Annotated in this window: 25 protein-coding genes; 16 read left to right on the top strand and 9 right to left on the bottom strand. The window is 67.3% G+C overall.

Annotation, left to right across the window (positions count from 1 at the left end):
• Positions 1–94: 94 nt before the first annotated feature.
• From BM397_RS04265 to BM397_RS04230, 8 genes are read left to right on the top strand one after another with little or no spacing between them, the layout of a single operon-like run.
• The gene (locus BM397_RS04265; RefSeq protein WP_092422260.1) at positions 95–274 is read left to right on the top strand and encodes a hypothetical protein; all 180 of its coding nucleotides are present in this window, start codon (positions 95–97) and stop codon (positions 272–274) included.
• Complete coding sequence (gene hemP / locus BM397_RS04260) at positions 274–432, top strand: hemin uptake protein HemP (protein WP_425425923.1); 159 nt, start codon at positions 274–276, stop codon at positions 430–432. Before BM397_RS04265 ends, hemP begins: the two co-directional genes overlap by 1 nt.
• A 54-nt stretch (positions 433–486) precedes the next feature.
• A complete protein-coding gene (locus BM397_RS04255) occupies positions 487–1749 on the top strand; it encodes an imelysin family protein (protein WP_092422254.1) in 1263 nt (420 codons plus the stop codon).
• A gap of 14 nt (positions 1750–1763) precedes the next feature.
• Positions 1764–2060 carry a (2Fe-2S)-binding protein gene (locus BM397_RS04250; protein WP_092422251.1) on the top strand — a complete coding sequence of 99 codons (297 nt, stop codon included), beginning with the start codon at positions 1764–1766 and terminating at the stop codon, positions 2058–2060.
• Entirely contained in the window at positions 2008–2493 is a 486-nt protein-coding gene (bfr, locus tag BM397_RS04245; RefSeq protein ID WP_092567359.1) for a bacterioferritin, read from the top strand. Before BM397_RS04250 ends, bfr begins: the two co-directional genes overlap by 53 nt.
• Positions 2480–4027, top strand: coding sequence for a di-heme oxidoreductase family protein (locus BM397_RS04240; RefSeq protein WP_092422245.1), 1548 nt, complete (start codon positions 2480–2482; stop codon positions 4025–4027). The genes bfr and BM397_RS04240 overlap by 14 nt, the downstream gene beginning before the upstream one ends.
• Entirely contained in the window at positions 4028–5023 is a 996-nt protein-coding gene (locus tag BM397_RS04235; RefSeq protein WP_092422241.1) for an imelysin family protein, read from the top strand. It begins immediately after the preceding gene.
• Between the two features lie 11 nt (positions 5024–5034).
• On the top strand, positions 5035–6111 hold the full coding sequence (locus BM397_RS04230) for a DUF1513 domain-containing protein (protein WP_092422238.1): 1077 nt from the start codon (positions 5035–5037) through the stop codon (positions 6109–6111).
• A 105-nt stretch (positions 6112–6216) separates the two neighbouring features.
• Here BM397_RS04230 and BM397_RS04225 read toward each other — a convergent pair whose 3' ends face one another.
• On the bottom strand, positions 6217–6765 hold the full coding sequence (locus BM397_RS04225) for a peroxiredoxin (protein WP_092422235.1): 549 nt from the start codon (positions 6763–6765) through the stop codon (positions 6217–6219).
• A gap of 278 nt (positions 6766–7043) precedes the next feature.
• Here BM397_RS04225 and lipA point away from each other — a divergent pair, with 278 nt between their 5' ends.
• Together lipA and BM397_RS04215 are read left to right on the top strand one after the other, a co-directional pair.
• Complete coding sequence (gene lipA, locus BM397_RS04220) at positions 7044–7994, top strand: lipoyl synthase (protein ID WP_092422232.1); 951 nt, start codon at positions 7044–7046, stop codon at positions 7992–7994.
• A gap of 153 nt (positions 7995–8147) precedes the next feature.
• Entirely contained in the window at positions 8148–8840 is a 693-nt protein-coding gene (locus tag BM397_RS04215; protein WP_092422229.1) for a YoaK family protein, read from the top strand.
• Positions 8841–8859: 19 nt separating this feature from the next.
• On the opposite strand, the gene BM397_RS04210 is transcribed toward BM397_RS04215, so the two are convergent.
• On the bottom strand, positions 8860–9174 hold the full coding sequence (locus tag BM397_RS04210) for a hypothetical protein (protein ID WP_092422226.1): 315 nt from the start codon (positions 9172–9174) through the stop codon (positions 8860–8862).
• A 95-nt stretch (positions 9175–9269) separates the two neighbouring features.
• A complete protein-coding gene (locus BM397_RS04205) occupies positions 9270–9731 on the bottom strand; it encodes a cupin domain-containing protein (protein WP_245696009.1) in 462 nt (153 codons plus the stop codon).
• Between the two features lie 109 nt (positions 9732–9840).
• On the opposite strand from BM397_RS04205, the gene BM397_RS04200 reads away from it, so the two are divergent.
• From BM397_RS04200 to mltG, 5 genes are all read left to right on the top strand, one after another.
• Entirely contained in the window at positions 9841–10785 is a 945-nt protein-coding gene (locus tag BM397_RS04200; RefSeq protein ID WP_092422223.1) for a LysR family transcriptional regulator, read from the top strand.
• Between the two features lie 138 nt (positions 10786–10923).
• Positions 10924–12207, top strand: coding sequence for a DUF3422 family protein (locus BM397_RS04195; protein WP_092422220.1), 1284 nt, complete (start codon positions 10924–10926; stop codon positions 12205–12207).
• 85 nt (positions 12208–12292) lie between these two features.
• Positions 12293–13087 (top strand): glycosyl transferase, encoded by a 795-nt coding sequence (locus tag BM397_RS04190; RefSeq protein WP_092422217.1) that lies wholly within the window; start codon positions 12293–12295, stop codon positions 13085–13087.
• Between the two features lie 113 nt (positions 13088–13200).
• The gene (fabF, locus tag BM397_RS04185; RefSeq protein ID WP_092422214.1) at positions 13201–14460 is read left to right on the top strand and encodes a beta-ketoacyl-ACP synthase II; all 1260 of its coding nucleotides are present in this window, start codon (positions 13201–13203) and stop codon (positions 14458–14460) included.
• Position 14461: 1 nt separating this feature from the next.
• Entirely contained in the window at positions 14462–15622 is a 1161-nt protein-coding gene (gene mltG, locus BM397_RS04180; protein WP_092422212.1) for an endolytic transglycosylase MltG, read from the top strand.
• Between the two features lie 214 nt (positions 15623–15836).
• Here the strand turns inward: mltG and rsmA are convergent, their stop codons facing one another.
• From rsmA to lptF, 6 genes are all read right to left on the bottom strand, one after another.
• Positions 15837–16676, bottom strand: a complete 840-nt coding sequence (gene rsmA / locus BM397_RS04175; protein WP_092422209.1) for a 16S rRNA (adenine(1518)-N(6)/adenine(1519)-N(6))-dimethyltransferase RsmA — start codon at positions 16674–16676, stop codon at positions 15837–15839.
• A 122-nt stretch (positions 16677–16798) separates the two neighbouring features.
• Positions 16799–17776 (bottom strand): 4-hydroxythreonine-4-phosphate dehydrogenase PdxA, encoded by a 978-nt coding sequence (pdxA, locus tag BM397_RS04170; protein ID WP_092422205.1) that lies wholly within the window; start codon positions 17774–17776, stop codon positions 16799–16801.
• Positions 17773–18999 carry a peptidylprolyl isomerase gene (locus BM397_RS04165; RefSeq protein WP_092422202.1) on the bottom strand — a complete coding sequence of 409 codons (1227 nt, stop codon included), beginning with the start codon at positions 18997–18999 and terminating at the stop codon, positions 17773–17775. Before BM397_RS04165 ends, pdxA begins: the two co-directional genes overlap by 4 nt.
• Positions 18990–21155: an LPS-assembly protein LptD gene (locus BM397_RS04160; protein WP_092422199.1), complete on the bottom strand. Its 2166-nt coding sequence runs from the start codon at positions 21153–21155 to the stop codon at positions 18990–18992. Before BM397_RS04160 ends, BM397_RS04165 begins: the two co-directional genes overlap by 10 nt.
• Positions 21152–22246 (bottom strand): LPS export ABC transporter permease LptG, encoded by a 1095-nt coding sequence (lptG, locus tag BM397_RS04155; protein ID WP_092422196.1) that lies wholly within the window; start codon positions 22244–22246, stop codon positions 21152–21154. Before lptG ends, BM397_RS04160 begins: the two co-directional genes overlap by 4 nt.
• Positions 22243–23367 (bottom strand): LPS export ABC transporter permease LptF, encoded by a 1125-nt coding sequence (gene lptF, locus BM397_RS04150; RefSeq protein WP_092422193.1) that lies wholly within the window; start codon positions 23365–23367, stop codon positions 22243–22245. The genes lptG and lptF overlap by 4 nt, the downstream gene beginning before the upstream one ends.
• Before the next feature lie 163 nt (positions 23368–23530).
• On the opposite strand from lptF, the gene BM397_RS04145 reads away from it, so the two are divergent.
• The gene (locus tag BM397_RS04145) at positions 23531–25003 is read left to right on the top strand and encodes a leucyl aminopeptidase (RefSeq protein ID WP_092422190.1); all 1473 of its coding nucleotides are present in this window, start codon (positions 23531–23533) and stop codon (positions 25001–25003) included.
• Positions 25004–25005 lie beyond the last annotated feature (2 nt).

Here is a 25005-nt window from a genome sequence, read left to right as displayed (position 1 = left end):
TCAGTTTTGTCGGCAAGCAAGCCACCTCGTGCCGATTTCGATCCGGTGCCCGGGGGAGCCGACAGTCGAAGGCACTGGAAGAGAGGGGGCCGTCGTGAAGCACGAGATCGGGTATTCGACCGCGGCCGAGGCCTGCGGAACGCGGGCCGACCTTCTTTCCATGGTCTTCGGTGCCTTCTGGCCGGCGGAGGGGGCGCTCGAGGCGCTTCTCGACCGCGTGGAAAATTCGCGCGACGTGCCGCAGGCGCGTTCCGCACGAGGAGTGAGACAATGATGATTGACCGGTTCCAAGCCGACGCCGCGCAAGCCGCAATTCCGCGCCACGATGCGCGCCTGCTGACCGACAGCGGCAACCTTGCCGAGATCGAACTCGACGGGCAGGTCTACACGCTCCGCATTACCAAGGCGGGCAAGCTGATCCTGACCAAGTAAGACGTCGCCGCCAGCCTCAACACCAATAATAAAGCCACGAGGGGACAAACCTAGATGAAATTCCTGACCACTTCCGCGCTCGCGCTCTGCATTGCCGCCCCGGCGCTCGCCGGCACCGACAAGGCCGCCGTCGTCGAGACCTACGCCAACATCGCGCAGGCCGGCTACGAAGACAGCCTGAGCACCGCCAAGGCGCTGAAGGATGCCGTTGCCGCGCTGATCGCCGCGCCGTCCGAAGACACGCTGGCCGGGGCCCGCGAGGCTTGGCTCGCTGCGCGCAACCCCTACCAGCAGACCGAGGTTTTCCGCTTCGGCAACCCGATCGTCGACGAGTGGGAAGGTAAGGTGAACGCCTGGCCGCTGGACGAGGGGCTGATCGACTACGTGGACGAAAGCTACGGCGGCGCCTCGGACGAGAACCCCTTCGCGGCCTCCAACGTGATCGCCAACCCGACGCTGGAGCTGGCGGGTCAGGAAGTGGACGCCACGCTGATCACCCCCGAGCTGATCGCCGACACGCTGAACGAGGCCGACGGCATCGAGACCAACGTGGCGCGCGGCTACCATGCCATCGAGTTCCTGCTCTGGGGCCAGGACCTCAACGGCACCGAGCCGGGTGCGGGCGAGCGTCCCTATACCGATTACGTGGTCGGCGATGAGTGCACCGGCGGCAATTGCGACCGCCGCGCGGCCTATCTGACCTCCGTCACGCAGCTGCTGGTCTCGGATCTCGAGGAAATGGCCGCGAACTGGGCCGAGGACGGTGCGGCACGCGAAGAGGTCAGCGCCAATGCCGACGCCGGCATCGTCGCCATGCTGACCGGCATGGGCTCGCTCTCCTACGGCGAGCAGGCCGGCGAGCGCATGCGTCTCGGGCTGATGTTGAACGACCCCGAGGAAGAGCATGACTGCTTCTCGGACAACACCCACAACTCGCACTTCTACGACGGCAAGGGCATCCAGAACGTCTATCTCGGCAGCTACACCCGCGTGGACGGCAGCACCGTCGAGGGGCCGTCGCTGAGCGATCTGGTGTCGGAAACCTCGCCCGAGCTTGACGCCGAGATGAAGGGCAAGCTCGACGCGACGATGACCGCGCTCGGCGCGATCAAGACCGCCGCCGAGGAAGAGGGCTTCGCCTACGACCAGATGCTCGAGGCGGGCAACGAGAAGGGCGAGGCGCTGATCATGGGCGGCGTGAACGGTCTCATCGACCAGACCCGCACCATCGAGCGCATCGTCACCACCCTCGAGCTCGACAACCTCGAGTTCGAAGGCTCCGACAGCCTCGACAACCCGAACGCCGTCTTCCAGTAAGAGGGACCGACAAGATGATCGTCTGCCATTGCATGGGTATCTCGGATCGCGACATTCACGCCGCGATCGACTGGATGCGGCAAGCTGACCCGCAGACGATCATCACGCCCGGAAAAATATACCACGCCTTGGGTAAAGCCGCCGATTGCGGAGGTTGCATGCCGCTGTTCTTGCAAACCATGCGACGTAACGACAATCTGGAGGTACCCATGCACCTGCGCAACCTGCGCGGTCGCAGAACAACACAGGAAGGCGGACATGAAGGGCGACGCGAAAGTCATCGAGTACCTCAACAAGGCACTTCGTTCTGAACTCACTGCGGTCAGCCAGTACTGGCTGCATTACCGTCTGCAGGAAGACTGGGGCCTTGGTCACATGGCCAAGAAAAGCCGCGAGGAAAGCATCGAGGAGATGCATCACGCGGACAAGCTGATCACCCGGATCATCTTTCTCGGCGGTCATCCCAACCTGCAGAAGCTCGACCCGCTGCGCATCGGCGAGGGCCCGAAGGAAACGCTCGAGGCCGACCTCGCCGCCGAACTCGAGGCGCGCGCGCTCTACAAGGAAGCCCGGGAGCATTGCGAATCCGTGGGCGACTATGTGAGCAAGAACCTGTTCGAGGAGTTGATGGCCGACGAAGAGGGCCATATCGACTTCCTCGAGACGCAATTGGAACTCTACGAGCGGGTCGGTGCCGAACGCTATGCGGTCATCAATGCCATGCCGATGGATGAAGCCGAGTAGACTCGCGCTTTGCGCCGCCCTCCTGGGCGGCGCTTCCCTTGCGGCCGAGGGCTCCCCGGAGAAGGGGACAGGGCCCGGGCTGCACGACCAGCACCTCAATGTCATTCCCCGCACCGAGGACGAGGCCGCGCGCATCGCCGCCGTGACCGCCTGGACGCAGGATTTTTCGGCTCCCGAACAGTTCGAGGAGCTGTCCGCCGGAGCCGCCACGGTGCGGCCGCGCCGCAATGCAGATGCCTTCTCCCAGCCGTCGGGCAACATGGAGTTCGACCGCGAGCTCGACTTCAAGGTGGGCAACGGGCTGTTCCGCAAGCTCTGGGTTTCCTCGCCCTCGTCAACGCGCGCCTCGGACGGGCTCGGTCCGCTCTATAATGCGCGCGGCTGCCAGAACTGCCACCTCAAGGACGGGCGCGGGCATCCGCCCGAGGGGCCGAACGACGGGGCGGTGTCGATCTTCCTGCGGGTCTCCGTGCCCGCCGATCCGGGCGCGCTCGTGCCGCCGATCACCGATTGGATCGCCACCGCGCCGGACCCGGTCTACGGCCAACAGATTCAGGATTTCGCCACGGTCGGGCAGGGCGGCGAGGCCCGTTTCGAGGTCAGCTACGAGGAGATCGAAATGCCGCTCTCCGGAGGCGAAAGCGCCTCGCTGCGCGTCCCGACCTATGCGGCCGCCGATCTCGCCTATGGTCCGCTGGCCGAGGGTGCCATGCTCAGCCCGCGCGTCGCACCGCAGATGATCGGCCTCGGGCTGCTCGAGGCGATCCCCGTGCGTGACATCCTCGCCCATGCCGATCCGGACGACGCGAATGGCGACGGCATCTCGGGCCGCGCCGCCGTGGCCTGGTCGCTGGAGCATGACGCGGCGATGCTCGGCCGGTTCGGCCACAAGGCGGGCATGGCGACGATCCGCGAGCAGTCCTCGGCGGCCTTTGCCAGCGATATCGGCATATCGACTCCGCTGCACCCGGATGTCTGGGGCGACTGCACCGTCGCGCAGGTGGCCTGCCGCGAAGCGCCCGGCGGCGACGATCCGGAGCGCGGCGGCTTCGAGGCGGACATGGCGGCGCTCGAGCTTGTCACTTTCTACAGCCGCAACCTCGGCGTTCCGGCGCGGCGCGACGTGGACGATCCGCAGGTGCTGCAGGGCAAGCGCGTCTTCTACGAGACCGGCTGCCCCGCCTGCCACACCCCGAAATTCGTCACCCACCGGCTGGATGCCCAGCCGGAACAGAGCTTCCAGCTGATCTGGCCCTATACTGACATGCTGCTGCATGACATGGGCGAGGGATTGGCGGACCACCGCCCCGAGGGACGCGCCACCGGGCGCGAATGGCGCACCGCGCCGCTCTGGGGCATCGGCCTCACCCAGCGGGTGAGCGGCCACACCACCTTCTTGCACGACGGACGGGCCCGCAGCCTGCTGGAGGCGATCCTCTGGCATGGCGGCGAGGCCGAAACGCAGCGCGACAGGGTGGTTTCGATGGTGCCGGCGGACCGCGCGGCGCTGATCCGGTATCTGGAGAGTTTGTGAATGAAGAAAAGCCTCACCTTTTGCGCCGCGCTGCTTTGCGCGCCCCTCGCTGCCCCGCTGCAGGCCGGCGTGCCCGAGGCGCTCAGCGCGCACATCCTGCCCGGCTTTGCGGGCTTCGCGCAGGCCGCCGAGACGCTTGCGGGCGCGGCGCAGGCCGATTGTACCGCCGGCTCGCTGCAGGACGCCTGGATGCACGCCTTCGACCAGTGGAACGCGGTGGCGGACATCCACATCGGTCCCTCGGAGACCGGCGCGCTGCCCGTGGCCTTCTGGCCCGACAGCCGCGGGTTCACCCCCAAGACGCTCCAGCGGATGATCTCGGGCGAGGAGGAGATCGGCCTCGATCCGGTGGCCTATGGCGACGTCTCGATCGCCGCGCGCGGTCTCTATCCACTTGAATTCATGCTCTATGACCCGGAGTTCGCGGGCTACGAGAAGGGCAGCTATTCCTGCACGCTGGTGCAGACCATGACCCGCGACCTGGCACGGCAGGCAGCAGCGTTGGATGCCGGCTGGGAGGGGCAGTTCGCCAATGTGCTGCGCACCGCCGGCCAGGAGGGCAACGCCACTTACATGGGCGAAGACGAGGCGGTGCGGGCGCTTTACACGCAGATCCTCACGGGTCTCGAGTTCACCGCCGACACCCGCCTTGGTCGCCCGCTCGGCACTTTCGAGCGCCCGCGCCCGACCCGCGCCGAGGCCTGGCGTTCGGGCCGCAGCCTGCGCAACGTTCTGCTCGATTCCAAGGGCGCCTACGACATGGCCGCGGCACTGGCCGACTGGGAGCTGCCCAAGAGCAAGGAGGCGCTGGACCGGCTCTTCGAGCTGGCCGAGCGCGTCGAGGACCCGAGCTTTCAGACCGTCGACGATCCTTCCGAGCGGCTGCACGTCGAGATCCTGCAACAGCAGGTGCGCGCGCTGAGCGACGCGCTGGAGCTGGAGATCGGTCTGCGGCTCGGCATCCAGCCGGGCTTCAACTCGGGCGATGGCGACTGAGGAAAGAGATCATGACCACCAGACGCACCTTCCTGGCCAGCCTGCTGGCCGCCTCTGCCGCGCCCGCGACCGGCTGGGCCGCGGTCGGCGATCCCAGCTACCTCGCCGCTGCAAAGAAAGCCGACGGCAGCTTCGTGCTCGTCGGCCTGCGCGAGGGCGGCGAGGAGGCGTTCCGCGTTCCGCTGCCGGCGCGCGGCCACGCCGCCTGTGCCCATCCCACCCGCGCCGAGGCCGTGGGCTTTGCCCGCCGCCCCGGCACCTACGCGCTGGTCATCGACTGCATCTCCGGCGAGGTGCTGCACGAGTTGAGCGCCCCCGAGGGCCACAGCTTCAACGGCCACGGCGCCTTTTCCGCCGATGGCACGGTGCTCTTCACCTCCGAGCAGGTGGCAGAGGGCAGCGCGGGGCGCGTTGGCATCTGGGATGTGGAGGCAGGGTATGCGCGCGTGTCGGATTTCCCGACGCATGGACTCGGCCCGCACGAGCTGCGGCTGATGCCGGACGGGCAGAGCCTCGTCATCGCCAACGGTGGCATCCAGACCGATGCCTTCGACCGCAACCAGCTCAACATCGACACCATGCAGCCGAACCTTTCCTACGTCGGCTTCGACGGCACGCTGCTGGAGAAAATCGAGCTTGAGCCGGATCTGCACCAGAATTCGATCCGCCATCTCGCGCTGCGGCCCGACGGCTTGGTTGGCTTTTGTATGCAGTGGCAGGGCGAGGAGGGCGCTGCGACCCCGCTGCTGGGCCTGCATCGCCGCGGCGAGGCTCCGGTGCTCTGCGAGGCACCGCTCGGCGACGAGCTGGTAATGAAGGGCTACGCGGGCAGCGTCGCCTTTGCCGGCGAGGGGCGCGAGATCGCCATCACCTCGCCGCGCGGCGGGCGCATGCACCGCTTCTCGGACACGGGAGAGTTTCTCGGGGCGGTATCCCGGACGGATGTCTGTGGACTGGCCAGCCACGAGGGCGGCTACATGGCCAGCGACGGGCTCGGCGGGCTGATCCTGGTGAACGGCGAAACCCCCAAGCCGCTGCGCCGGGCTGAGCTGGCCTGGGACAACCACCTGATACGCATCGCGGGGTAGGTCCGAGCCCGGCGGCTTTGCCTCGCTTCCGGGCGATAGCGCGCATCGCATACGAAAAAAGCGGGCCCGCTTGGGCCCGCTTTGTGCATCAGGTCAGCGCAAGCCTCAGGCTGCTGCTTCGGCCTTCGCGTTGGCGAGGTACTCGAGCAGGTTCTCCGGGCTCGACACGCCGTAGGGGTCTTCGCCGTGGTTGTCGCACAGGCCCGGCTCCTCGAACCATGCCTCGACCACGCCGTCGTTGATGATCGCCGCGTAGCGCCAGGAGCGCATGCCGAAGCCGAGGTTGTCCTTGTTCACCAGCATGCCGATGCGGCGGGTGAACTCGCCCGAGCCGTCGGGGATGACCGAGACGTTCTCGAGGTTCTGCGATTTGGCCCACTGGTTCATCACGAAGCTGTCGTTGACCGACATGCAGTAGATCGCGTCGATGCCGTTTTCGCGGAAGGTCTCGGCGTTCTTCTCGAAGCCCGGCAGCTGGTAGGTCGAGCAGGTCGGGGTGAAGGCGCCGGGCAGCGAGAAGAGGATCACGCGCTTGCCCTTGAAGTAATCCGCCGTGGTCATGTCCTGCCAACGGAAGGGGTTCGGGCCTTCGATCGACTCGTCGCGGACGCGGGTACGGAAGGTGACATTGGGAAGCGCGACGCCGGTTCTCATTCTGATGTCCTTTCGAGACTTTGCAATTTCGGTCTCCTCCCCTGACGCGGGGATAGGAGCGCGGCGCGGCGGGCGCAAGCAGAAGAGCGACGCAACGGCAGGCGGCCGGCGATTTGTGACCCGGGCTGCTCGGGAATTGCGCTTTGCGCGCGATGGGCGTAGGGGGAAACCCGACACCTTCCGTCCCGGCGGAGGCCGATCCGGGGGCAGGGCTGGAACCTCGCCCGGAAGAGGACTATCCTCCGGGGCAACCTGACCCACATCGCGGGGGAAACGCTTTGCGAGACCTGAAGATCCCGGCGCAGCGCCATCCGGAGAAGGCGCATCGTCCCGACAACGCCCAGCCCAAGAAGCCGGACTGGATCCGCGTCAAGGCGCCCGGCGGCGCCGGCTACAACGAGACCCGCCGCATCATGCGCGAGCACAAGCTGGTCACCGTTTGCGAAGAGGCCGGCTGCCCCAACGTGGGCGAGTGCTGGAGCCAGGGGCATGCCACCATGATGATCATGGGCGACATCTGTACCCGCGGCTGCACCTTCTGCAACATCGCCACCGGGCGTCCTGACACTCTCGATGTCTTCGAGCCCGGCCGCGTCGCCGACTCGGTTCAGAAGCTCGGGCTGAAACACGTGGTGATCACCTCGGTGGACCGCGACGACCTCGACGATGGCGGCGCCGAGCATTTCGCGCAGACCATCCGCGCGATCCGTCACCGCTCGCCCGAGACCACCATCGAGATCCTGACGCCGGACTTCCTCAAGTCCAAGCCCGGCGCGCTGGAGACCGTGGTCGAGGCGCGCCCCGACGTGTTCAACCACAACCTCGAAACGGTGCCCGGGCTCTATCCCGAGGTACGCCCCGGCGCGCGCTATTTCCACTCGCTGCGCCTGCTGCAGCGGGTGAAGGAAATGGACCCGCATATCTTCACCAAGTCCGGCATCATGGTCGGCCTCGGCGAAGAGCGCCAGCAGGTCGTGCAGGTGATGGACGACATGCGCGCCGCCGACATCGACTTCCTGACCATCGGCCAGTACCTGCAGCCGACGCCGAAGCACCACCGGGTCGACCGCTTCGTCACGCCGGATGAGTTTGCCTCCTATGAAAAAGCCGCCTTCGGCAAGGGCTTCCTGATGGTCTCGGCAACGCCGCTGACCCGCTCGAGCTATCACGCCGGTGATGACTTCGCCCGTCTCCGCGCCGCACGCGAGGCCAAGCTCGCCAACGGGTGAGCCGGACGGCGACGCCGGGTTTCGAGAACTTTCCAAGAGATGAAAGGGGCGTGGCCGGGGGCTGCGCCCTTTTGCCGTAGGCCGGTGCAATCCCTTTGCGCCTGCCGGGGAGCCGTCCTAGGCTCCTGCGGTCACGACAGCGAAGGAGCCGCGATGCTGATCCGGGTTGGGGACGATCGAACCGGGGTCATCGACCTCTTTCTGGCCGGGCTGCTGTCGTCGGTTTCCGGCGCGCTGAACGCCGTGGGGTTCCTGATCGCCGGCTCGTTCACCGCCAACATGACGGGCAATATCTCGGCATTTGCCGATCATCTCGCGGCGGGCGCGGGGCTTCTGGCGCTGTCTTTCCTTGGGCTGGTGCTGGCCTTCGTATGCGGTGCCGGTGCCGCCGGGCTGGCGATCGCCGCGGGCGAGCTGCGCGGGCTACGCTCGGTCTATGCGCTGGCGATCGCCGCCGAGGGTGTCATCGTGCTCTGTCTCGGGGTGCTGCTCGGGCTGTTTCCGGAAGTTCCTCAGGCGCTGCTGGTCATCGTGCTGAGCTTCGTCATGGGGTTGCAGAACGCCGTGACCTCGATGATTTCCCGCTCGCGGGTGCGCACCACCCATGTGTCGGGCATGGCGACCGACATCGGCGTAGGGCTGGCGCTGCTGGTTACGAACCCCGGCGCGCGCGCGGACACGCTGCCGAAGCTGCGGCTGCACAGCCTGACGCTTGTCTGTTTCGCCGCGGGCGGGGTGCTGGGGGCGGTGCTCTTCGGCAGCATTGGCGCCTGGCTCTTCACCCTCTGCGCGGCGGTGCTGCTGCTGATCTCGGTCCCCGAGGTGCTGCGGGCGCGGGGAGGCTGACCTCCGGCGCCTCCGGGGATCAGCGCACCGGGATCGAGAAGAGCGACCAACCCTCGACCGTCGCCACCTGCGTACCGCCGGTGCTGGCGGCAAAGAGCGCGACATCGGTGCCGGGCGGACAGGCCACGAGGTCGGCGGCATCGTCGAGGTAATCGGCCGTTGCCGCGCTTTCCCCGGCGCGGCGGCAGGGATCGCCCGGGGCGGGATAACCGTCACCGAAGAGGGTCAGGGCCTCGGGCGCGTCGGGCGGCGCGGCGACGGTTCCACCAGCGTCATCGCAGGCGGTGGCGGCGAGCAGCGCCAGCAGGGCGGCGCCTCTCAACAGCGTTTGCATCGAACGTCCTCCTCGTCTCCCGTGTCCGTGATGCAAAGGATCGCCGCGCCCGGCCTTTGGTGCAAGTGAAAGCGTGGCGCGGGGACCTGACGGGACTACCCGTCGTCGCCGAGTGGCGGGCCGGTGAAGCTGAGGTGATGCGCGGCGGCGATCCTGTTGACCTCTTCCATTTCGCCGGGGATGGCGTATTGGCCGCGGGCCATCTCGGCGAAGAAACTCTCGAAGCCGCCGGGCGTCAGGATGACGAGATGGCGTGAGGGGATGTCGCTCACCACGCGGAACGTGTGTTCCTTGCCGCGCGGGATGAAGGCCGTCTCGCCGGGACCGCGGCTGAAGCGGGTGCCCTCGAGCCAGAACTCGATGTCGCCGGAGAGCACGACGAAGGCCTCGTCCGCGTCGTGGTGGATATGGCGTGGCGGGCCGGAGAGCGGCGGCGAGACGCTGTCGGTGACCGACAGCGCCCCGCCGGCGGCGGCGGCGGTCAGCACCGTGCGGTAGCTGGTGCCGAGCCAGTTCAGGGTCTCGGCGGTGGGGGCGTCCATGGTCTCGAGGGTCATCGTTTCCTCCTCCTCGGGGTGGTTGGAAACGAAAGCGCTTTCGGTGAGGGGCAGCTTAGGCCCGTGAGCGGCATATGAGAAATCGATAGTTTATATTAACGTTATTCGCATGGCGAATTTGGCGAGTTTCGATCTCAACCTCCTGCGTGTGCTCGACGCGCTGCTGCGCGAACGCTCCACGGTGCGCGCCGGGCGGCGGCTCGGCCTGTCGCAGCCGGCGGTCTCGGCGGCGTTGGGGCGACTGCGGGCGGCGCTCGGCGACGAACTCTTCTTCCGGCGCGGGCAGGGGCTGGAGGCGACGCAATACGCGCTCAGCCTCGAACCGCCGCTGCGCGAGGTGCTGGAGGGGGTGGAACGCATGCTGGCCCGCCCAGAGCCGTTCCGACCGGAGCGGTCAGAGGCGCGCTTTCGGATCTCCGGCGCGGATTTCTTCGCCGAGATGCTGATGCCGGCGCTGGCCGAACGGCTGGCCCGCTGCGCGCCGCGGATGCTGGTGCATCTGGTCGATCTCATGCCCGACAGCTACGCGGGCACGCTGGAGCGCTACGAGGTCGATCTCGCGCTCATCCCGCGCGAGGGCACTTTGCCGGACTGGGTGCGCAGCGAGCGGGTCTTTGCCTCGCCCTTCGTGGTGGTGGCGCGCAGGGGGCACCCGCGCCTGGTGCGCGCGGGGGTGGCCCCCGGAGCGATGGTACCGCTCGATCTCTACTGTGACCTCGGACACGTGTTGTTCTCTCCGGAGGGGCGGACCGGGGCGATGGGGGATGCGGCGCTGGCACGGCTGGGGCGGCAGCGGCGGGTGGTGATGACCCTGCCGGTGTTCTCTGGCGTCTACCGCGCGGTGGCGGGCTCGGACCTCGTGGCGCTGCTGCCGGTGCAGTTGGCGCGGCGGGTGGCCGGCGGTGCAGGGCTGGAGATCTATGCCGCGCCGATGTCCTTGCCGGTGCCCGAGATCGAGATGATCTGGCACCGGCGCGAAGACGCGCGGGCCGATCTCGCCTGGCTGCGGGGACAGATCGCCGACCTGCTGGCGCCGCTGGATGGGATGACGTGAGCGCTAGCAAGGCGGCGCAGTCGAGTGACTTCGCGCGGTATACGAAGGTATTCCGATAATGCCATGAAATAACACAACTATTTTCTTTACAACGCAGAGGTCGCCGCTAGTGTCTCGGCAACCTTCCGGAGCCTGCCCATGCCGCCCATCAAAGACCACCCGCTGCGCTACGACCTTGCCAACGAACTGCACGCCCGTCCGTTTCCCTCGCTCGAAGTGCCTTGCCGGGCCATCTACCTGGCGATCAAGCGGCAGAGCGACGCGGCCTCGCGCGATCGCGGCGAGGACATGGCGCATCTGATCGACCTGCTCGACCGGCACGGGGCCCAGCATCCGAAGCCGGATGCGCGGCACTACGCGGGGCGCATCGGCAAGGCCGAGATCAAGTGGGAACTGCACACCGAGTTCGTTACCTACACCGCCTTCATCCCGGGGCTCGGCCAGACGGCCTTCGATCCGCGCGACTTCGCGGTCTTCCCGGAGGACTGGCTGGAGGCCATGCCGGGCGTGCGCATGACCTCGGCGTTGATCCGCATCGTCGAGCGGCCCGCCGATCCGGCGCAGGTCAGGTCCGAGCTCGGCGAGTGGTTCGTCACCGACAGCATCGCGGTGAGCAGCATGCTCGATGGCGGGCTGGTGGCGGCGGGGGACTTCCGCATCGATCCGGCCGGGCACCAGAGGTTCGCGGTCTTCGTGAACCCCGAGGTCGGCGCGCAGCGGGTCGGGCGCGTGGTGCAGCGCATCTGCGAGATCGAGGTCTACAAGACCATGGCCATGCTCGGCTTCACCCGGGTCAGCGCGATCCGCGCCGACCTCACCCGGATTGACGAGAACCTGACGCGGCTCTCGACAGAGATGACCCATGGAGATGCCCCCGAGGAGGAGGTGCTGAAGGCGCTGCTCGGGGTCTCTGCCGAGCTCGAGACGGTGCAGGCGCAGAGCGCGTTCCGGCTCTCGGCCACGGCGGCCTACGAGGCGCTGGTGAACCAGCGCATCGCGGTGCTCCGCGAAGAGCGGTTCGAGGGGCGGCAGACCTTCCGCGAGTTCATGGCGCGGCGTTTCGAGCCGGCGATGCGCACCGTCAAGAGCAGCGAAAAGCGGCTTGCGGACATGTCGGCGCGCGCGATGCGGGCGGGCGAGCTTCTGCGCACCAGCGTCGAGGTCAAGCGCTCGGCACAGAACCAGGAGATCCTCGCCAGCCTCGACAAGCGCGCCGACCAGCAGCTGCAGTTGCAGACCACGGTCGAGGGGCTGTCGGTGGTGGCGATCTCCTATTACGCGGTGTCGCTGGTGGGCTACCTGCTCTACCCGGTGGCCGAGGCGGTCGGCGTGTCCAAGGGAACGCTCACCGCGCTGGCGGTGATCCCCGTGGCGCTGCTGGTCTGGTTCGGCATCCGGCGCATCCGCCACTCGGTGCACTAGCCGAGGGTCGCGGTTTTTCCGTGAGAGGTTGGCCTTTGCCCGCGCTTTGGGCTAAAGCGCGGGCAACAGCGATCCGGAGAGCACCATGCGCGCCAATATCTTCTGCATCAAATGGGGCACCGCCTTCGGCCCGGAATACGTGAACCGGCTGTACTCCGGCGCGCGCCGCCACATGGACCGGCCGGTGCGGTTCTTCTGCATGACCGAGCAGGCCGAGGGGCTGCACCCGGACATCGAGATCATCGACCTGCCGGTTGAGCCATTCGCCGAGCCCATGGCCGCGGCGCTCGCCGTCGCCAACCGGCAGGGGGCGATGCGCAAGGTCTCGCTGTTCCGCCCCGGGCTGGTTCCGGACCTCGAAGGCCCGGTGCTGGGCTTCGATCTCGACGTCGTGATCACCGGCCCGCTGGGCGAGATCCACGACCTCGCGCCGGGCACCATTGCCATGCGCCACGACTGGACCGAGAAGCGCAAGGGCCGGCCCACCGGCCACGGCTCGGTCTTCCGTTTCGATCCGGCACAGCACGGGTTCCTCTACGAGGACCTTGCCAAGGACGCCTATGCCGAGGTCGAGAAGGCCCGCGGATCGGAGCAACGCTACACCTCGCACAAGGCGATGGATCGAGATGTTTTCACATACATTCCGGACCCTTGGGTTGTGTCTTTCAAGTATGACTGCAACCCGTTCCCGGGCAACTGGCTGCATGCACCGCGGCTGCCAGAGGACGCCCGCGTCGTCTGCTTCCACGGCCACCCGAAGATGTCCGAGGCTCTGGAAGGCTACAACGGCAGCTTCATCCGCCATTCCAAGCCCTGCGACTGGCTGCGCGAGCACTGGATCGACCGGGCGCAGGCGGATCTCGGCTCAGACTGGGCCTGAGGCCGCGTCCGACGCCTGATCCGACACACAAATTAACCGTTATGCTTGCCGAGCAGACCGCCCGCGCGGTATGAGCGGCGTCAACATTGGGAACTTGAAAGAGAGGCAGAGCAATGCGTCGCGTTGTGGTTACCGGGCTGGGGCTTGTCACGCCGCTGGCGGATGGAGTCGAGAAAAGCTGGGAACGTATTCTGGACGGGCAATCGGGCGCCGGGCCTATCAAGGGCTTCGACACCGAGGGTCTGACCACCACCTACGCCTGCGAAGTGCCGCTCGGCGACGGCTCTGACGGCACCTTCAATGCCGACGCCTACATGGAGCCGAAAGAGCAGCGCAAGGTCGATACCTTCATTCTCTTCGGCATGGCCGCCGCGCAGCAGGCTGTCGAGGATTCCGGCTGGATGCCGACCGAGAAGGCCGATCTGGAGCGCACCGGCGTCCTGATCGGCTCGGGGATCGGCGGCCTCAACTCGATCGCCAACACCGCGGTCATGATGGAGCAGAAGGGCCCGCGCCGCGTGTCGCCCTTCTTCGTGCCCGGCGCGCTGATCAACCTGATCTCCGGCCAGGTCTCGATCAAATACGGCTTCCAGGGCCCGAACCACTCGGTGGTCACCGCCTGCTCGACCGGCGCGCATGCCATCGGCGACGCGATGCGTCTCATCAAGTATGGCGACGCCGACGTGATGGTCGCGGGTGGCGCAGAGGCGGCGATCTGCAAGATCGGCATCGCCGGCTTCAACGCCTGCAAGGCGCTCTCGACCAAGCGCGCCGATGATCCGACCAAGGCCAGCCGCCCCTATGATGCCGACCGTGACGGCTTTGTCATGGGCGAGGGCGCGGGCATCGTGGTGCTCGAGGAATACGAGCACGCCAAGGCGCGCGGCGCGAAGATCTACGCCGAGGTGATCGGTTACGGCCTGTCGGGCGACGCTTACCACATCACCGCCCCCTCCGAGGATGGCGAAGGCGGCGAGCGCTCGATGCGCGCGGCGCTGAAGTCCGCCGGCCTCGAGCCCTCGGACATCGACTACATCAACGCCCACGGCACGTCGACCATGGCTGACACCATCGAGCTCGGCGCGGTGGAGCGTCTGCTCGGCGATCACGCCAAGAACGTCACCATGTCGTCGACCAAGTCGGCCACCGGCCACCTGCTCGGTGCGGCCGGGGCGATCGAGGCGATCTTCTCGATCCTTGCGATCCGCGACCAGGTCGCGCCGCCGACGATCAACCTCGACAACCCGGCGGTGGAAACCCCCATCGACCTGGCCCCCAACGCCAAGCGCGAGCGCAAGGTGACCTACGCCCTGTCGAACAGCTTCGGCTTCGGTGGCACCAATGCGAGCGTGATCTTCGGAAAGGTCAGCTGATATGTGGCGCAACATCGCCTCCAACGCGATGACCTTCCTCGTGGTGCTGGTGTTCCTCGCCGGCGGCCTGCTGCTCTGGGCTCAGAACGAGTACAGCGCAGAGGGGCCGCTGACGCAGCCCATGTGCCTGCAGGTCCAGCGCGGCTCGAACTTCGGCCGCGTCTCGCGTGACCTCGCCGCGCAGGGGGCGGTCAGCTCGGACATGCTGTTCCGCCTCGGCGCCGATTACACCGACAAGTCCGGCGCGCTGAAGGCGGGCTCCTACCTGGTGCCCGAGCGCGCGTCGATGTCGCAGATCACCGAGATCGTCACCCAGGGGGGCGCCTCGACCTGTGGCACCGAGGTGGTCTACCGCATCGGCGTGAACAGCGCCGAGGTGCAGGTGCGCGAGCTTGACCCGGAGACCGGACGTTACGTCGAGCGGATCGAGTTTGATCCGGCCAGCGACGAGCCGCGTCCCGAGGGCTACGAGGCGATCAAGTCCGAGGTCGGCACGCGCTTCCGCGTGGCGCTGGCCGAAGGGGTGACCAGCTGGAAGGTGATCGAGGAACTGGGCCAGATCGACGTGCTCGACGGCGAGGTCGCCGAGCGACCCGCAGAGGGCTCTCTGGCGCCGGACAGCTACGAGATCAGCCCCGGCGACAGCCGCGCGGACCTGGTGGCCCGGATGACCGAGGCGCAGGAAGCGATCCTGGCGCAGGCCTGGGCGAACCGTGCCGAGGACGTGCCCTACGACAGCGCAGAAGAGGCGCTGATCATGGCGTCGATCGTTGAGAAGGAAACCGGCGTCGCGGACGAGCGTCCGATGGTGGCCTCGGTCTTCGTCAACCGTCTGGAGCGCGGCATGCGCCTGCAGACGGACCCGACGGTGATCTACGGTCTGACCAATGGCGAAGGCGTTCTGGGCCGCGGACTGCGCCAGTCCGAGCTGCGCCGCGAGACGCCCTACAACACCTATGTCATCGATGGCTTGCCGCCGACCCCGATCGCCAACCCGGGTCGCGCCAGCATCGAGGCGGCGCTGAACCCGGCGCAATCGGAGTATCTCTACTTCGTGGCGGACGGATCGGGCGGTCACGCCTTTGCGGAAACGCTCGACGAGCACAACCGCAACGTCGCCAACTGGCGCAAGATCGAAGCGGAACGGGCGCAGGGCAACTGAGGGCCCTTCGACACGAACAAGGAAAAGGCCGGGCGCAATGCCCGGCCTTTTTCGTTTCGGCTGGTCTGGTCAACGCGCCCATTCGCCCGGACGCGAGACGAAGCCGCCGGTCGCGCAGTCGTGCTGAGCGGCGCTCGTCCATTGAAGCGCCATTGGTGTGAGACCAAAAGACGATGGTTCGAGCCCGATGGACGATGCCGTCCCGGCAACGGTTCTAGGACTTCAGCACCCGTGCCAGCGCGCAGAACTGCTCGAGCGAGACCTGCTCGGCGCGTTCGGTGGGCTCGATGCCCGCGGCCAGCAGCTTGTCTTCGATGTCCGGCGCCAGCCCCTTGAGTGCGGCGCGCAGCATCTTGCGGCGCTGGTTGAAGGACATGGCGACCACCCGCTCCAGCGTCTTGGCATCGGCCGGGTAGCGCGGTTCGGGCAGGGCCTTGAGGTGCACGACGGCGGACGACACCTTGGGCGGCGGCGTGAATGCCGAGGGCGGCAGGCTGATCACGATCCGGGCCTCGCAGCGCCATTGCGCCAGCAGGGCGAGCCGCCCGTAGGCCTTGGATCCCGGCTGCGCGACGATGCGCTCGGCGACCTCGCGCTGGAACATCAGCGTCAGCGTCGACCAGAAGGGCGGCCAGTCGGTGGGCGTCAGCCAGCGCACCAGCAGCTCGGTGCCGACGTTGTAAGGCAGGTTGGCGCAGATCGCGATCGGCGGCGTCAGCTTTGCCAGCGGGTCGACCTGCAGCGCGTCGCCGTTGATCACCTCGAGCCGGCCCTCGTAGTGCCGCGCGATCTCGTCGAGTGCAGGCAGGCAGCGCTCGTCCTTTTCCACCGCCAGCACCCGGCGCGCGCCCTCGGCGAGCAGGCCGCGGGTGAGGCCACCGGGACCGGGGCCGACCTCCAGCACGTCCATGTTCGACAGATCCCCCGCTGCCCGCGCGATCTTCGCGGTCAGGTTGAGATCCAACAGGAAGTTCTGGCCCAGCGACTTCTTTGCGCTGAGCTGATGCGTCGCGATCACCTCGCGCAGCGGAGGAAGGCCGTCGATCCCGCTCATGTCTTCATTGTTCTCCAAATACGCCGGGGGAAAGCCCGGAACGGGCTTGGGGGCGGAGCCCCCCTCTGGGGGGACGGGGCAAGTCCCCTCTAGGTGGATGGGGGCAGAGCCCCTCTATACCCTTACCTCGGCGCCGCGCCAGCCGAAAGCTCGGCGGCCATGCGCAGTGCCGCCAGCGTCGAGGAGGGGTTTGCCAGCCCCTTGCCCGCGATGTCGAAGGCGGTGCCATGGTCGGGCGAGGTGCGCACGAAGGGCAGGCCGAGGGTGACGTTGACGCCCTCGTCGAAGCCCAGCGTCTTCACCGGGATCAGCGCCTGGTCGTGGTACATGCAGACCGCCACGTCATAGCGGGCGCGGGCGGCGGCGTGGAACATCGTGTCGGCGGGCAGCGGGCCCGCGAGCTCCATGCCCTCGCCGCGCAGCCGGTCCAGCAGGGGCGAGATCATCTCGATCTCCTGTCGCCCCATGCGCCCGCCTTCGCCGGCGTGCGGATTGAGCCCCGCGACCGCGATGCGCGGGCGGGGAATGCCGAATCCGGCCATGGCGTCATGGGTGATCCTGAGCCGCGCCTCCAGCAGCTCAGAAGTCAGCGCCTGCGGCACGTCCTCGAGCGCGATGTGGATGGTGGCGGGCACCACCTTCAGCTCGGGGCAGGCGAGCATCATCACCACCTCGGGCACGCCGCCGAGATGGGCGAGGAACTCGGTGTGGCCCGGGAAGCCGAAGCCGCAGCCCTCGGCGAGGGCCTGCTTCGAGATCGGCAGCGTGCAGAGCGCCGCCGCTTCGCCGGACTGGCAAAGCGCGACACCACGCTCGATCGCCGCCACCACGCCCGCCGCCTGTGCGGCTTGCGGCACGCCGGGCACGCGTGGGCCGGGCATCTCCTGCACCAGCACGGGCAGGCCGCGGGTGGCCGCCCGGGTGGCCCCGGCGGGGCTGTCGATCTCCACATGGGGCACGCTGCCCGGCAGGTGCCGGGGCTCGCCGATCCAGAAGAAGGGCAGCGCGGCGCCCAGCTCGGACCAGCAGGCCTCGGCGAGTTCGGGACCGATGCCCGAGGGCTCGCCGCAGGAGAGCGCGATGGGCCGGGGGGCGCTCACTTCTCCACGATGTGGGCGTTGGCGCGCAGCTGCGCGAGATAGGCTTCGGCCATCTGGTTGAGCCGCTGGTTACGCAGCCCGATGCTCACCTGCTGGCGGTCGGCGTCCGCGGTGACCTCGGGGGTGCGGCTGCACAGCATGAGGAACATCAGCGTCTGGCCGTTCGCGCGGGTGAGCGCCGTCGACACTTCGCCTGCGTCAAGCTTCGACAGCTCGTAGGCAACATCGGTCGGCAGCTCCGAGGGCGGCAGGGACTCGCGCTGCAGGACCTCGGCGGGCTGACCCTTGGCAAAAGCATAGAGATCATCGCAGCGGTCGACCTTGCTGGCCAGCACGCGGGCCTGTGCGAGGGTTTCGGCGCTGCGGCCGCCAGCCATGTAGTAGGCGGCGTAATCGACCGAGGCGACTTCGGGTGCGGCGTAGCCGGTTTCCTCGATCTGGCGCATCTGGAACAGCGCGACGGCGCCCTGGATCGGGATCGGTGCGGTGACCTCGCCCGGGGTGAGTCCGATGACCAGCGGCCGCAGCACCGGCGGCAGATCGCTCAGGTCCTGCCAGGGCAGGCGGCCGCCCTCGCCACGGGTGGCGGTCGCAGAATATTCGCGGGCAGCGGAGGAAAACTCGGCGGTCGAGCGATAGCCCGAAATGCGCTCGGCGAGGTTCTGGACCTGCGCCTCGGTGCCCGGGCGGATCGGAATGATGATCTCCGAGAGCAGCACGCGCACGTTCGAGCCGGTGCCGGTGCCGGAGAGCGCGCGGTCGATTTCTTCGTCGGTGACGGTGGTGCGGGCCTGGAAGCGCTGCTGCACCAGCTGCCGCCAGGCAAAGCCCGCCCGGACGAAATCATGGAAAGTCTGTTCCTCGACGCCGTTCTGTCCCAGCACCTCGACGAATTGCTCGAGGCTGAGATTGCCGCGCTGCGCGAACTCCGCCATGCCGTCGCGGACCTCTTCCTCGGTGGGCTCGATGCCTGCATCCCGTGCCGCCTGCAGGCGCAGCCGGTCGTCGACCAACTGCTCACGCGCGAGATTCATCGGGTCTGTGCCGGAGTTCAGCGCCTCGATCATCCGCGCGCGCTGCTGGATCTCGTAGTTGGTGATCACCATCTCGTCGACGAGGATCGCAGGCGAGAAGAGCCCCTGCGCCGCCAGCGCGACGGGGGCGAGTGCCACGCCCGCCGCGCAGATGATGGAGCGGAAAAAACGTGCGGGGATCACTTGCATTGGCGTCGGTACTCCTTGGCGCTATCCGCGGTGCCGAAGCCAGTCAGCGCGACGGTGAGGCCGTAATCTGTGGACGGTTCCAGGTTGGTCGAGGACGCGTATTTGCGCGTCACCGAGAAGTCGACCTGAACGCATTCATTGCGGTATTGCAGGCCAAGTCCCGTGCGGTCAAGCCGTTGATCGGCAAGGTCGTAGCGCCATTCCGCCGAACTGGTCCAGTTGGTGGCGAAGCGATAGCTGCCTCCGAGCGTCCATTCCGACTGGGTCTCGTCGCGCTCTTCCTGCGGATCTTCCACCAGCAGCAGGTAGGAGGCGTCCAGGCCGAAGCGCGCGTTATACCAGCCGACCCTTGCCTCGGCCTTGCTGAGATCGCTGAGGCCCGCCATCAGACCGCGGGCGGAGATGGTCAGCCCGGTGTCGTTGCTAAAGCCGGCGGCGACGAGCCAGTCCGACATGCGGCTGTCGAGGCCCGAGGAACGGCTGAAGTCCTCGTCCACCTCGTCCTGCCAGACCCGGCCCAAGGTCATCCCGGCGCGCCAGCCCTCGGAGCCTTCGTGCAGCCAGCGCAGGCCGGCGGCTAGGGTCTGACCGTGCTCACGGCGGTCGGCAGCCGGAAAGCGCGAGAGTGCCAGAAGGTTGGCCTCGTCGAATTCCACCCGGGTGCTTTCGTCGGCGACGATATTGACGCGGGTGCCACCCACCAGACCGTATTGCATCACGGGCTCGAGCAGGGTGTGAGAGCCGTCCGCGCCGTGCCGGACCAGCGGCCAGCGCAGCTCGACAGCGGTGCCCGCCATGGCGCGCGAGACGTCGCTTTCGGAACTGCTGTCCTGCCGGTAGGCGTAGCGGTCGAACCACAGTTCGGTGGTCAGGCCGAGCCGGATACCGCCATCCAGCGTCCAGCGTCGGCGCCAGCTCGCCTCGGCGGTCAGCCGCGCGACATCACGCCCCTCAATGTCATCCGACGAAGTGCGGTAGTGTCCGTGCACTTCGGTGCCGAGTCGCAGCTCGCCGCCGATACGGCTGGGGAAGAAGCGCTTTTCGTAGGAACTGTCGACGATCCACGACGGCAGCAGCGCATCTTTCTCCGAGGCGCGCAGGGACTGGTAGTGCCACAATCCGAGCCGCAGCAGGTCGTTTGACCGTGCCCGTGACAGCTCGATCTTACTGTCGAGACGGTCGAGGTCCTCGTAGTCGTAGTCGTTGAGATAGGCCTCGTCGCTGACCATCTTGAGATCGAAATCGAGCGCGAACTCGTTGCGCAGACCGAAGTTGCCCTTAGCAAAGAGATAGCCCCGGGTCTCGTCGCTGGTCAGCGTGTCGCGGGTGAGCGCTCCGTTGACCTTCAGGTCGCCTGTCCTGAAGGCGCGGCGGTAGCGGGCCTCGAGTGTCTTGGTGACCGACGAGACATAGGGCGTCAGAGTGACGTCCTGATGATCGCCGATTGGAATGAAATAGGGCACCTTGACGCCAAAGCCGAGCCGCGATGTCGTGCGGTAGGACGGGACCAGAAAACCCCGGGTCCGCTTCAGGGTGGGGTCGGGCAAGCGCACGTTGGGGAGCCACAAAAGCGGTACGTCGAGCACCAGAAGCTGCGCGCCCTCAAGGTAGATTTGGCGGGACTCCTGATCATGGACCACTCGCTTGGCACGGATCGACCAGAGCGGCACTTCGTCGGGGCCACAGACCTGGCAGGAGCTGATTGCGACGCGGCTGAGCTGGGTGAAGCGGCCCTCGGCCCGGCGCGCCTCGACCGCAGCGAGCTGGAGCTGTTCATCCATGACCATGCGGGCTCCGAGCAGGATGCCGTTGCGCAGGCCTTCTTCGAGCTGGGCGCTGTCGGCCAGCAGCAGGTCGCCGGAGGAGTCGGTGATGCGAACGGGCCCCTCGATATCGAGGGTTCCCGCCTCTTGGTCAAAGACGATGCGCCTTGCGGTGAGCCGGGTGCCGTCCTGCAGCGCCTCGACGTTGCCTTGGGCTATCAGTCGGTTGCCGTCCTCGACGTAGACCTCGTCGGCCACGAGAATCGCCGGGCTTTCGGCCTCGGTAGGGGCTGTCTGTGCAGTGCTCTGGGCGCGCAGAGGCAGGGGCAGCGCGGCGGCGAGCGGCAGGCTCAGGGCCAGCGCCGTCGCGAGCAGGCGGGTCTTGGGAGTCATCCTTCCTCCATTTGAAGCACCAGTCCGAGCGCCAGCAGCAAGGCGGCGACAGGGGGCACCCATGCGGCGAGCAGCGGATTGAGCTGCCCGTTTTCGCCGAGGATCTGCGCGAAGTTCCTGACGTAGTAAAGTCCGAAGCCCAGCATCACTGCCGCGAGCACCGACAGGCCGGTATTTGCGAGCCGCGCCGGGCGCATGGTGAAGCCGGCGGCGACAAGCACCATGGCCACCAGGAAGACCGGCTGCGCCAGCTCCGATTGCAGCCAGACGATGTGGCGGCGGGCCGAGAACCCAGCCTCCTCGAGGCCATGGATGAAGGACGGCAGCTCCCAGATGGGAATCGCCGAAGGCTGGCCGAAGCGGTCGCGGATGCCATCCTGCGTGAGGTTGGAGGGCAGTCGGAGCTCGGTGTAGGTTTCGGCGGTCTGCTCGGGGTTTGCGGTGTCACCCAGAGGCCAGGCCTTGGCATTGCTCAGGACCCAGTCACCAGCGTCGAGTTGCGCGCGCGCGGCGATGATCCGCCGTTTAGGCGTACCATCGGGCGCATAGGCGACAAAGCTCACGTCGTAGAGCACGCTGGCGTCGGGGTTGGTCCGGCTGGCGCGGATCACCGTCTGGGCGCCTTCGGCGCCCTGGCGCAGCCAGAGCCCCTCGGAGCCAATCGACAGCACCGAGTCGCCATTGCTGTCCCATTCCTGTTCGAGATCGGCGGCTCGTTTCGAGGTGGCGGCGACGATCGGGTTGAACATGCCGACCGCCAGGCCAGAGATCACCAGTGCCACACCTACCGGACCCATCAGCGCGGCGAGGCCCGAGCGACCAGCGGCGCGGCTCACCACCAGCTCGGAGCTGCGCGCCAGCGAGATGCACAGCGAGATGGCCGCGAGAATCGTGACCAGCGGCAGGATGGTATAGGTGCCGCCGGGAAGGTTCAGCAGCGTCATGTGGAGGACCTGCCCGAAGCTCACCTGCTCGCCGAACTTGCGCAACTGCTCGACCAGGTCGACGAGGAAGAAGAACAGCGCGAAGACCAGAGCGATGGCGAGGAAGAACTTCAGAAAGCGCCGCGCGAAGTAGAAGTGAAGAGTCATGCCGCGGTTCCGGGAAGGGAGGTGGTGCGCCTGCGCCGTCGGGGGCGGCGTGTGCGGGAGGCTTGCCAGAGCATCAGGCCGGTGACTGCGAAACCGACGAGGCTTGGCACGTAGATGAGCGGCCAGAGCGCGCCGTTGCCACGGACCGGCGTCGACACCGTACTCTCGATGACCTTGATCAGCACCAGCAGGAAGATGGCACCGATAATCTGGCGGGTGACGCCGAAGCGCGAGAAACTGCCGGTCATCAGCGCCGCGTAGCCGATCAGTGCGGCGACGACGCAGAGGAGCGGTTGCTCGAAGCGCATATGCGCCTCTTCCAGAACCTCGCCGACGGAATCGTTCACCTCGGTGGCGACGGCTTCGGTGTCGGTCAGCAGCTCCAGGGTGCCGATCTGCCGGGCGCGCCGGCCCGGGCGGCGATCCGGTGCGATGAGGCTCGAGATGTCGTAGGTCAGATCGTTGAAGGTCGTGATCGAGAGCGCCTTGTCCGACCGGCGCAGGGTCTGGGCGGTGCCTTCGACCATGGTCAGCATGGTCGCGTCGCTTTCGGACCGCGTGATATAGGCGGTGACGGCGGTGTAGGTCACTTCGCGGTCGGCTTGGCGACGGTCCGAGAGGAAGACGTTGCGCAGCTCGCCCTCGGGCGAGATCTCGCGGATGTAGAAGGTCACGCCGCGCGCCGGATGCAGGAAGGTGCCCTCGTGCAGCAGCCGCGCAGAGATCGAGCCCGAGATCTCAGCCTCGCGTTCGCGCAGCTGTCCGTGGGCCAGCGGCACCAGAACATGCGCGAGCACCGCCATCATTGCGCCGATGATCAGCCCGAACACCAGCACCGGACGGGCCAGCCGCCAGGGCGAATAGCCGGTGGCCTGCACCACGGTCAGTTCCGAATCGTTGCTGGAGCGGTTGACCACGTAGACCGAGGCGGCAAACGCCGCGATGGGCAGCACGATGGAGACCACCGGCGGCAGGCTCAGCAGCATAAACTCGATGAAGATGCCGCCCGAATGGCCATCAGCGATGAGGTCGCCGAACAGGCTCACCGCGCGGTTCACCCAGTAGACCATCACCAGTACCAGCGAGAAAAACCCGAACAGGACCATGAGCTGCGACAGCATGTATCTGTCGAATCTCTGCACTTTTTATCCCCCGGCTTTCCTTTGGTTACGACCCTAGACGATCGCTCTTCGCGGGAAAAGGTGCCTCTGGTCAAGCCGATTGCGGCGCTCTAGGACTCTTGCACCAGACATAGCAACACATGGCAACACGGAAGGCGGGCGGATGACCGAGCTGCGCAGTTTCGAATTTTCGGCAGTGGACCTCGACGGGCTGGCGCAGCGACAGGGCAGGATCGCGCTGCTGATCAACGCCGAGGGCCGCATGAGTCCCGCCGCGCGGCGTCTGAACCGGCTGACCAAGGGCGCGGTGGCGCGTCTTCTGGCCGCAGAACGTTGGGAAAAGGCCAAATCGGGCGACGTGATTGCCCTGGCCTATCCCGCCGGGCTCGAGGCCGAGGCGCTGGACGTGGTGAAGCTCGAGCGGCGGCCCTCCGTTGCAGAGGCCCGCAAGGCGGGTGCGGCGCTGGCCTCGCTGGCCGGCAGCAAGGCGCTGACGGTGATCGGCGAGGGCACCGCCCGGCTGCCGAACCTGGCGCTTGGACTGGCGCTGAAGGGCTATGCCTCGGTTCATCACAAGTCCGAGAGTTCGGAGACACCTGCCGCCGCGACCATCATGTGCACCAAGCCCGAGGAGACCGGCGCGGCCGCATCCTCGCTGTTGGCGGTGGCCGAAGGCGTGGCCTTCACCCGCGATCTGGTCAGCGAGCCGGCCAACGTCCTGACCACCGAGGAGTTCGCTGCCCGGCTCGAGGCGCTGACCGAACTCGGGGTCGAGGTCGAGGTGCTGGACGAGGCGCGCATGACCGAGCTCGGCATGAACGCGCTGCTCGCCGTGGGGCAGGGCTCCGCCGCGCCCTCGAAGATGGTGGTGATGCGCTGGAAAGGGGCCGAGGGCGATCCGCTGGCGCTGGTCGGCAAGGGCGTCGTCTTCGACACCGGGGGCATCTCGCTGAAACCGGGGCCGGGCATGGAAGACATGACCATGGACATGGGCGGCGCAGGCACTGTGGCGGGCGTGATGAAGGCGCTGGCGCTGCGCAAGGCGCCGGCGCACGTGGTGGGCCTTGTCGGGCTGGTCGAGAACATGCCCTCGGGCACGGCCATGCGCCCCGGCGACATCGTGAAATCAATGAAGGGCGACACGATCGAGATCCTCAACACCGACGCCGAGGGCCGGCTCGTGCTCTGCGACGTGCTCTGGTACGCGCAGGAACACGTGAAGCCGATCGCCATGGTCGATCTCGCGACTCTGACCGGGGCCTGCATCGTGGCGCTTGGCCACGAGAACGCGGCGGTCTTCTCCAACGAGGATGGCTTCGCCGAGGACTTCCTCAAGGCCGCGAAGACCGAGGGCGAGGGCGCCTGGCGCATGCCCCTGGGCCAGGCCTATGACGACATGCTGAAATCGCCGCTCGCGGACATGAAGAACATCGGCGGACGGCCTGCCGGTTCGATCACCGCAGCGCAGTTCCTGAAGCGTTTCGTCAAGGACGACATGCCGTGGATCCACCTCGACATCGCGGGCGTGGCGAAGCTGAAGTCCGCCTCGTTGCTGGCTCCCGCCGGGGCCACCGGCTGGGGCGTGCTGTCGCTCGACCGGATGATCCGCGACCGCTTCGAGACCAAGGGCGACTGAGT

It is taken from the genome of Alloyangia pacifica, assembly GCF_900116195.1.
Classification (GTDB): domain Bacteria; phylum Pseudomonadota; class Alphaproteobacteria; order Rhodobacterales; family Rhodobacteraceae; genus Salipiger; species Salipiger pacificus.
Note: the sequence above shows the minus strand (reverse complement) of the source record. Positions and strands in the feature narration are given on the sequence as shown.